Raw genomic sequence first — 7,812 nt, 5'->3', positions numbered from 1 at the left:
CCCCCCAGATCCTCACCCCACTGAATGCCCCGTCCCCGTTTTGACCGCCGTGCTCCCGTTCGGGAGCTGCCCAACATCAATGAGCGCATCAACTACCCCCAGCTCAGGGTGGTCGACGCCGACGGCAGTCAACTGGGAGTGATCACCCGCGAGGCGGCCCTGGATGTGGCCAAAGACCGGGAGCTCGATCTGGTGCTGGTGAGCGAGAAGGCCGATCCGCCCGTGTGCCGGATCATGGACTATGGCAAGTATAAGTTCGAGCAGGAAAAGAAAGCCAAGGAAGCCAAGAAGAAGTCGCATCAAACGGAGGTCAAAGAAGTGAAGATGCGCTACAAGATTGACCAGCACGATTATGATGTGCGTATCGGCCAGGCTTCCCGTTTTCTCAAGGCCGGCGACAAGGTGAAGTGCACCGTGATCTTCCGGGGTCGCGAGATTCAGCACACCGCCCTGGCGGAGGTGTTGCTGCACCGCATGGCCCGCGATCTGGAGACGGCGGCTGAAATCCAGCAGCCCCCCAAGCGGGAGGGGCGCAACATGATCATGTTTCTCACCCCGCGCAAGGCGGCGGTGCCCAAGCCAGGCTCGGCCCCTGCTGCGGGCAAGCCCGCCACTCCCAAGCCAGTGCCCGTCAAGACAGCCGCTCGGGTGGTGACCAGAACCGTCGAGTCCAGAAACCCGGAACCCCCAGGCGGCGGATCCAGCCCGGCGACGCCCTAGTGCAGCAGCGGCTCAGCCCAGGCGGCGGGCGAACAGCTCCAGCATCAGCCGCCAACCCTCGGCCGCCGGTGAGGGGTTGTGGTCGGCGCGCTGCTCGCACATGTAGCCGTGGCCGGCGCCGGGGGCCAGCACCAGACGGCGCAGGCGAGCCGGATCGCGGCGGCTGTCGGCCTCGAGGGCGGCGGCGATGGCCTGCCGCTCCGGCTCAGGCATGAGCGGATCGTCTTCCCCGCAGAGGCAGAGCAGATCCCCGGAGATCCCAGGCAGCTGCTCCAGGCTGGGCGGTCCACCCCCGGGGCGGAACACCGAGACCCTGGCGCCATAGAAGTCGCAGGTGGCGGCCACCCCCTCCAGGCCGGCCACGAGCAGGGCCAGGTGGCCGCCGAAGCAGAAGCCCACACAGCCCACAGGGCGGCCCTCCAACCCGGGCTGGCCCTGCAGCCAGGCGATGGCGCGGCGGGCGTCTTTGAGGCAGCCGGCGGCCGTCACCTGGTCGCGGTGCCGGCGGCCGAGCTCCAGGCCGGCGGCGTCGTAGCCCACCTCGAACTGCGGCGCGGTGCGGGCAAAGATCGGCAGGGCCAGGGCGGCATAGCCCTCGGCCGCCAGGCGGTTGGCCACGCTGCGCACCCAGGCATTGACACCGAACACCTCAGGTAGCACCAGCACGGCAGCCCGGGGGGCGCCGCTGGCCGGCCGCGACCACCAGCAGCGCAGGGATGGCTGGTGGTCGCCCGGCAGCTGCTGCCAGGCCGAGAGCACAGGGCGGGAGGCGGAATCAACCATCGGCAAGAGGCAGTTCAGGGGGATTCTGGCCACGAACCGGCACAGCTCCGTATGCCAACAGGGGGATTGTCCGCAGGGCTCAGGCTCCGTAAGGTGAGCCCCTGCTCCCCTGGTTCACTCCTGCGTGCGATTTCACATCCAACAGGAAAGCGATATCCCGGCGTCGACCCAGCTGTACAACCAGATCTGCTTCGCGATCGCGGCGCGTCACTACCCCCCGGGCCACCGCTTGCCGAGCACGCGCCAGCTGGCCATGCAGACCGGTCTGCACCGCAACACGATCAGCAAGGTGTACCGGCAGCTGGAAACCGACGGCGTGGTGGAAGCCATGGCGGGCTCCGGCATCTACGTGCGCGACCAGCAGAAGCCGCGGGAGATCAAGCCACCGCCAGGCCCCCGCAACCGGGTGCTGCCGGACGCGGAACGCCAGGTGCGCGAGAGCATTGACGGCCTGCTGAACGGGGGCTGCACCCTGCAGCAGGCCCGCGACATGCTGACCCGCGAGATCGACTGGCGCCTGCGCTGTGGCGCCCGGGTACTGGTGAGCACGCCACGGGAAGACATTGGCGCCTCCCTGCTGATCGCCGAAGAGCTTGTGCCCAGCCTCGAGGTGCCGGTGGAAGTGGTGCCGATGGAAGAGCTGGAGGGTGTGCTGGAAACCTCCAACAACGGCACGGTGGTGACCAGCCGCTACTTCCTGCAGCCGGTGGAGGCGATCGCTAAGCGCCATGGGGTGCGGGCGGTGCCGGTGGATCTCAACGACTTCCACCAGGAGCTCAACCTGCTCAAGGAGCTGCGCTCCGGAAGCTGCGTCGGCCTGGTGAGCATCAGTCCGGGGGTGCTGCGGGCCGCCGAGGTGATCCTGCACAGCCTGCGGGGCAACGAGCTGCTGGTGATGACCGCCAACCCCGACACCGGCAGCCGCCTGCTGGCGCTGCTGCGGGCGGCGGGCCATGTGCTCTGCGACCGGCCGAGCCTGCCGCTGGTGGAGCAGAGCCTGCGCCAGAACCGCTCCCAGCTGATGCGGATGCCCGTGGTGCACTGCTCCCAGAGCTACCTCGGCGGCGCCACCATCGACCAGCTGCGCAAGGAGATCGGCGTGCTGGCCGCCTGAGGGCTGAAAAGCGGATGAAGAGATTCGAACTCTCGACCCTCTCCTTGGCAAGGAGATGCTCTACCACTGAGCTACATCCGCAATCCCGAACGGCCTGCGGCTGAAACCGCTGACGGGACTGGGCCGGCGATGCCGACCCGCTGATCATGCACGAGCGGGTACCCCTCGGTCAAACGCCTTCGGGCTCCGGCAGGATGCCTGCATGCTCAAGGCAATCCAGGCCGACCTGGCGATCATCAAGGATCGGGATCCTGCCGCCCGGGGGGTGCTGGAGATCCTGTTGTGTTACCCGGGGCTGCATGCCCTGGTGCTGCATCGCATCAGCCACCGGCTCTGGAGCACCGGCCTGCCGATTTTGCCGCGGCTGCTCAGCCAGTTGGGCCGCCTGCTCACCGGCATCGAAATTCACCCCGGCGCCCGGATCGGCCATGGCGTGTTCATCGACCACGGCATGGGCGTGGTGATCGGGGAAACCACCGAGGTGGGCAACAACTGCCTGCTGTATCAGGGCGTGACCCTGGGCGGCACGGGCAAGGCCCACGGCAAGCGTCACCCCACCCTGGCGGAGAACGTGGTGGTGGGGGCGGGCGCCAAGGTGCTGGGCGCGATCACGGTGGGCGCCAACACCCGCATCGGCGCCGGCTCCGTGCTGCTGCGGGACGTGGGCCCGGACAGCACGGTGGTGGGCATTCCCGGCCGGGTCGTGCACCAGAGCGGCGTGCGGGTGGATCCCCTGGCCCACTCCGCCCTGCCGGACACCGAGGCCCGCGTGATCCGCAACCTGATGGAGCGGATCGACAACCTGGAGGGGGAGCTGGCCCGGGCCCAGGCCTGCCTGCGGGAGATCGCCGCCGGGCGGCCCCTGCCTGACCCCTGCCGCGGAGAGGCCCAGAGCCTCAAGGACCGCGAGATCCTCGAGTTCCTGGGCGACAACCCCGGCACCACCCGCTGACGAGCAACGGCTGATCGGCCAAGGGCTGGTCAGCGCCGCTCAGACCGTGGCGCACAGGTCAGACAATGGCGCGCTGGTCAGACGGTGGCGCGCTGGGGTGCCGGCGCCGGCTGGAACATGAACATCGAGTAGATCACGTTGCGGCGCATCTGGGTCATCATCTCGAGGAACATGTCGTAGCCCTCGTTCTTGTATTCGATCAGCGGGTCCTTCTGGCCGTAGCCACGCAGGCCCACCGACTCCCGCAGCGCATCCATCGCCTGCAGATGCTCGCGCCAGAGGGTGTCGATCTGCTGCAGGATGAAGAAGCGCTCGGCCTGGCGCATCAGATCTGGGCGCTGCTGCTCGATCTGACCCTCCTTGATGTCATAGGCATTGCGCATCTGCTCCTGCAGGAAGGCCTTGAGCTCCTCCACCCCCAGGCCCTGGAGCTGCTTGGGCTCGAGGTCTTCGAGGAGATAGATGAACTCCTTCACCTTCTCCACCAGGCGGCTGAGATCCCACTCTTCCGGCGGCAGATCCGGATTCACGTAGGCCTCCACGATGTCGTCGATGGTGCGTTCGCCATAGCCGATCACCTGTTGCTTGAGCTCGCGGCCCTCCAGCACCCGGCGGCGTTCTGTATAAACTGCTTTGCGCTGATTATTCATCACTTCATCATATTCAAACACCTGCTTGCGGATGTCATAGTAGTAAGTTTCCACCTTCTTCTGGGCGCCCTCCAGCGAGCGGGTAAGCATCCCGGATTCAATCGGCATGTCTTCCTCCACGCGGAAGGCATTCATCAGAGAGGCCACCCGGTCGCCGCCGAAGATGCGCAGCAGGTTGTCTTCCAGTGACAAGAAGAAGCGGGTGGAGCCGGGGTCACCCTGGCGGCCGGCGCGGCCGCGCAGCTGGTTGTCCACCCGGCGGGATTCATGGCGTTCGGTGCCGATCACATGCAGGCCACCGGCCTCCCGGACCCGCCCCTCCTCCTGCTTCACCACGGCGTCATAGGTGGCCTTCACGGCCGTGATCCGTTCGCGCAACAGGGCGACCTGCGGATCCTCGGTGGGGGCTTTCTCGGCCGCCTGGGCGATGCGATCTTCCAGTTCGAGCACGCTGAGGCTGCGGTCGCCCCAGGCCTTCACCAGCTGCCGGGCCAGGGAGGCCAGGGCCTGCTCCTCAGGCTCGGGCAGGGAACAGGGGTAGAGGGCCCCGATGGCGCGGGCTTCCGAGGGGGCACTGCCGTTGCGGGCGCCGGCAGCCTGGCCCTTGCCGGCGCCGAAGCCGGCCGCCTCGGCGGAGCGCTGCAGCGGCACCGGCGGGCGATGCCCCTCCTCAGGGCGCACCAGCACGGGCAGCAACACCTCGCGCAGCTTGAGCCGGGCCATGTAATCGCTGTTGCCGCCGAGGATGATGTCGGTGCCGCGGCCGGCCATGTTGGTGGCGATCGTCACGGCGCCGGCGCGACCCGCCTGGGCCACGATCTCCGCTTCCCGCTCCACGTTCTCGGGCTTGGCGTTGAGCAGGTTGTGGGGCACCTCCTGCTCGGCCAGCAGGGCTGAGAGCAGCTCTGATTTCTCCACACTGGTGGTGCCCACCAGCACCGGCCGGCCGGAGTTGTGCACCTCGGCGGTTTCCAGGGCCACGGCGCGCCACTTGGCGGTTTCGGTTTTGTACACCTGGTCGCTCCAGTCGGCGCGGGAACGGGGCCGGTTGGTGGGCACGATGGCCACTTCGAGTTTGTAGGTCTTCTCGAACTCCACCTCTTCGGTTTTGGCCGTGCCGGTCATGCCGGCCAGGCGGGGGTAGAGCAGGAAGAAGTTCTGATAGGTGATCGAGGCCAGGGTCTGGGTTTCGGGCTGGATCGGCAGGGCCTCCTTGGCCTCGATCGCCTGGTGCTGGCCATCGCTCCAGCGACGCCCGGGCATCACCCGGCCGGTGAACTCATCGACGATCACGGCATCCTGGCCGCGCACGATGTAATTCACATCCTTGATGAACAGCTCCTTGGCTTTAAGAGCATTGTTGATGTAATGGGCCCAGGGATCGGCGGGATCAAACAGATCGCTCACCCCCAGCAACTGCTCAGCCTTGGCGAAGCCCTCATCGGTGAGCGTGCAGCTGCGCTGCTTCTCGTCCAGCTCGTAGTCGCCCTCGGGGTCGATGCCGTCCTTGCCGAGCTCCGCCGCGCGCTCCAGGCGGGCGGCCACCTCGGCGGCCTTCTGGTATTTCTCCTGGGGGCGCTCCACCTGGCCGGAGATGATCAGGGGCGTACGGGCCTCATCGATCAGGATCGAGTCGACTTCGTCGATCACGCAGTAGTGAAAATCGCGCTGCACCACCTCGGCGATGTCGGTGGCCATGTTGTCGCGCAGGTAGTCAAAACCCAGCTCGCTGTTGGTGGCGTAGGTGATGTCGCAGCCGTAGTTCTCGCGCCGATCCGAGGGCGCCATGTCCTGCTGGATCAGACCCACGGAGAGGCCGAGGAAGCGGTGGATCTGTCCCATCCACTCGGCGTCGCGGCGGGCCAGGTAGTCGTTCACGGTCACCACGTGCACACCCCGGCCGGTGAGGGCGTTGAGGTAGCTGGGCAGGGTGGCCACGAGGGTCTTGCCCTCGCCGGTCTTCATCTCGGCGATCTGGCCGTCGTGCAGCACCATGCCGCCGATCAGCTGCACATCGAAGTGGCGCATGCCCAGCACCCGCTTGCCGGCCTCGCGCACCACGGCAAAGGCCTGGGGCAGCAGCTCATCGAGCAGCTTGCGCTCCCGGGCCCGCACGGCCTCGGCGTTGCCGCCGGCATCCCGGGCCTGCTCCAGCCTCTGGCGGAACTCGCCGGTGAGGCCGCGCAGCTCGTCGTCGGAGAGGGGGGCGATCTCCTCCTCCAGCAGGTTGATGTCGGAGACAACCGGCTGGTAGCGCTTCAGCTTGCGGGCATTGGGGTCACCCAGCAGGAGCTTGAGCATGGAGGGAAGCCGCACGCAGGGAATTCAGCCTACCGAGAGCGAGCTCGGCGGAGTTCCAGAAGGCCGTACCACGGCCAGCGGCGCCTGCTCTGCCCTGACCCGCGGCGGAGCCTCGCCGCTCATCCGCCGCGCCTCTCCAGCAGCACGAAGGGATCAAACGTGACGCTGATGCCGAACTCCTCGGCGAACTCCAGCACCCGACACCACGCCCGGTTCTCCCGCAGGATGCCCCGCAGGATCACCGGGGCATTGCCGCTCTGCAGGGTCATCTCGAACAGGGGCCAGCCCACCGAGGGCTGCACCTGATCCTCCCGAAAGCTGGGCACCACATCGAGGCTGCCCACGAGGATGCGGCGCCGGCTGGCCTCCCAGGCATAGGGAATCTCGTAGAGGGCGAGCAGCTCGGCGGCCAGGGCCCAGGAGCTGCCGGCGGCATCGATCTCCACCGCCAGCTCCTGGCCGCGGGCGGGCATGGTGGCGGCCCGGCGAAAGACCAGCGCTGCCTCGGAGGACTGCAGCGGCAGCTCGGGGGGGAGCTGGGGCGCCGCCAGAACGCTGCGGATGCGCTGCCGCAGTTGGTCCCCGCCGGTGGGCGGGCCGTTCCGGGTGAGCTGCAGGAAGTCCCAGCGCTCGCCGGTGCCGCCCCAGATCACCGGACCGTAGTTCTCATGCATCCACTGGCCATCGCGGTTGGAGGCGGCCTCGGCATGGGTCATCACCCGCTCGATGCCGATGTCGGCCGCACCCCAGCCCCAGCTGCGCGCGACCTGGGCGGCCTCGCGGCAGAGGGCCTCCAGCTGGGCTTCGGTGGGGGGCAGCGTCCAGGGATCGGGGCGGCCGCCCATGCAGGCACAGGAAAGGGCCACGGCATTGCTGTTGCGGCGCCAGGTGTGGGCCGGCAGATCGATGCTGTAGGCATGCAGCCTGCGCAAGCGGCCATCGCCGCCGATGATCGTGTGATAAAGCCCGGAGCGCACCCAGCTGTAGGAGGTGGCGGCCCAGTGCAGGTAGATGGTGGCCGGCATCGGCGGAAGCGCGCGCAGGAGCGCTGCGAAAAGGGCTGCAGCGCCACTTCAGACCGTAGCCACAGCCCATCCCAAGGCCTCCAGTGACTCGTTTGATTAGCGGTGCCTGGTCGGCGGGCTCAGCTGAGCCCCTAGCCCACTAACCCCAGCCGCCCGCCGGTGTAGCCGCCCCGCTCACGCACGGTCGTGCACCAGCCCTGCTGCTCCAGATACCAGCGCACCGTGGCCTCCAGGCCCGCCTCGAAGCTGTGGCGCGGCTGCCAGCCC

At 67.9% G+C, this 7,812-nt stretch carries 6 protein-coding genes and 1 tRNA gene; 3 read left to right on the top strand and 4 right to left on the bottom strand.

Going from position 1 to position 7,812, the window contains the following annotated elements; all coding sequences use genetic code 11:
• Nucleotides 1–24: 24 nt before the first annotated feature.
• Nucleotides 25–720: a translation initiation factor IF-3 gene (gene infC / locus IQ216_RS09315; RefSeq protein ID WP_193815250.1), complete on the top strand. Its 696-nt coding sequence runs from the start codon at nucleotides 25–27 to the stop codon at nucleotides 718–720.
• Nucleotides 721–732: 12 nt separating this feature from the next.
• Here the strand turns inward: infC and IQ216_RS09310 are convergent, their stop codons facing one another.
• Nucleotides 733–1,503, bottom strand: coding sequence for a dienelactone hydrolase family protein (locus tag IQ216_RS09310; RefSeq protein WP_193815249.1), 771 nt, complete (start codon nucleotides 1,501–1,503; stop codon nucleotides 733–735).
• Nucleotides 1,504–1,627: 124 nt separating this feature from the next.
• On the opposite strand from IQ216_RS09310, the gene IQ216_RS09305 reads away from it, so the two are divergent.
• Nucleotides 1,628–2,617 (top strand): GntR family transcriptional regulator, encoded by a 990-nt coding sequence (locus tag IQ216_RS09305; protein ID WP_193815248.1) that lies wholly within the window; start codon nucleotides 1,628–1,630, stop codon nucleotides 2,615–2,617.
• A 9-nt stretch (nucleotides 2,618–2,626) separates the two neighbouring features.
• Here IQ216_RS09305 and IQ216_RS09300 read toward each other — a convergent pair.
• Nucleotides 2,627–2,698 (bottom strand) — tRNA-Gly (locus tag IQ216_RS09300).
• Nucleotides 2,699–2,819: 121 nt separating this feature from the next.
• Here IQ216_RS09300 and cysE point away from each other — a divergent pair.
• Complete coding sequence (gene cysE / locus IQ216_RS09295; RefSeq protein ID WP_186698006.1) at nucleotides 2,820–3,569, top strand: serine O-acetyltransferase; 750 nt, start codon at nucleotides 2,820–2,822, stop codon at nucleotides 3,567–3,569.
• A gap of 77 nt (nucleotides 3,570–3,646) precedes the next feature.
• On the opposite strand, the gene secA is transcribed toward cysE, so the two are convergent.
• Together secA and IQ216_RS09285 are read right to left on the bottom strand one after the other, a co-directional pair.
• Nucleotides 3,647–6,520, bottom strand: coding sequence for a preprotein translocase subunit SecA (gene secA, locus IQ216_RS09290; protein WP_193815247.1), 2,874 nt, complete (start codon nucleotides 6,518–6,520; stop codon nucleotides 3,647–3,649).
• Nucleotides 6,521–6,639: 119 nt separating this feature from the next.
• Nucleotides 6,640–7,545: an N-acetylmuramoyl-L-alanine amidase gene (locus IQ216_RS09285; RefSeq protein WP_193815246.1), complete on the bottom strand. Its 906-nt coding sequence runs from the start codon at nucleotides 7,543–7,545 to the stop codon at nucleotides 6,640–6,642.
• Between the last annotated feature and the right edge of the window lie 267 nt (nucleotides 7,546–7,812).

The sequence above is a fragment of the Cyanobium sp. LEGE 06143 genome (genome assembly GCF_015207535.1).
Classification (GTDB): Bacteria; Cyanobacteriota; Cyanobacteriia; order PCC-6307; family Cyanobiaceae; genus NIES-981.
The sequence above is the reverse complement of the archived record's forward strand: the minus strand, read 5'-3'. Positions and strand labels throughout refer to the sequence as shown.

What these genes read in the sequence shown, in the direction of transcription:
- secA (WP_193815247.1), bottom strand. Translation starts at nt 6,520, where the DNA reads ATGCTCAAGCTCCTGCTGGGTGACCCCAATGCCCGCAAGCTGAAGCGC.
- IQ216_RS09285 (WP_193815246.1), bottom strand. Translation starts at nt 7,545, where the DNA reads ATGCCGGCCACCATCTACCTGCACTGGGCCGCCACCTCCTACAGCTGG.
- cysE (WP_186698006.1), top strand. Translation starts at nt 2,820, where the DNA reads ATGCTCAAGGCAATCCAGGCCGACCTGGCGATCATCAAGGATCGGGAT.
- infC (WP_193815250.1), top strand. Translation starts at nt 25, where the DNA reads ATGCCCCGTCCCCGTTTTGACCGCCGTGCTCCCGTTCGGGAGCTGCCC.
- IQ216_RS09310 (WP_193815249.1), bottom strand. Translation starts at nt 1,503, where the DNA reads ATGGTTGATTCCGCCTCCCGCCCTGTGCTCTCGGCCTGGCAGCAGCTG.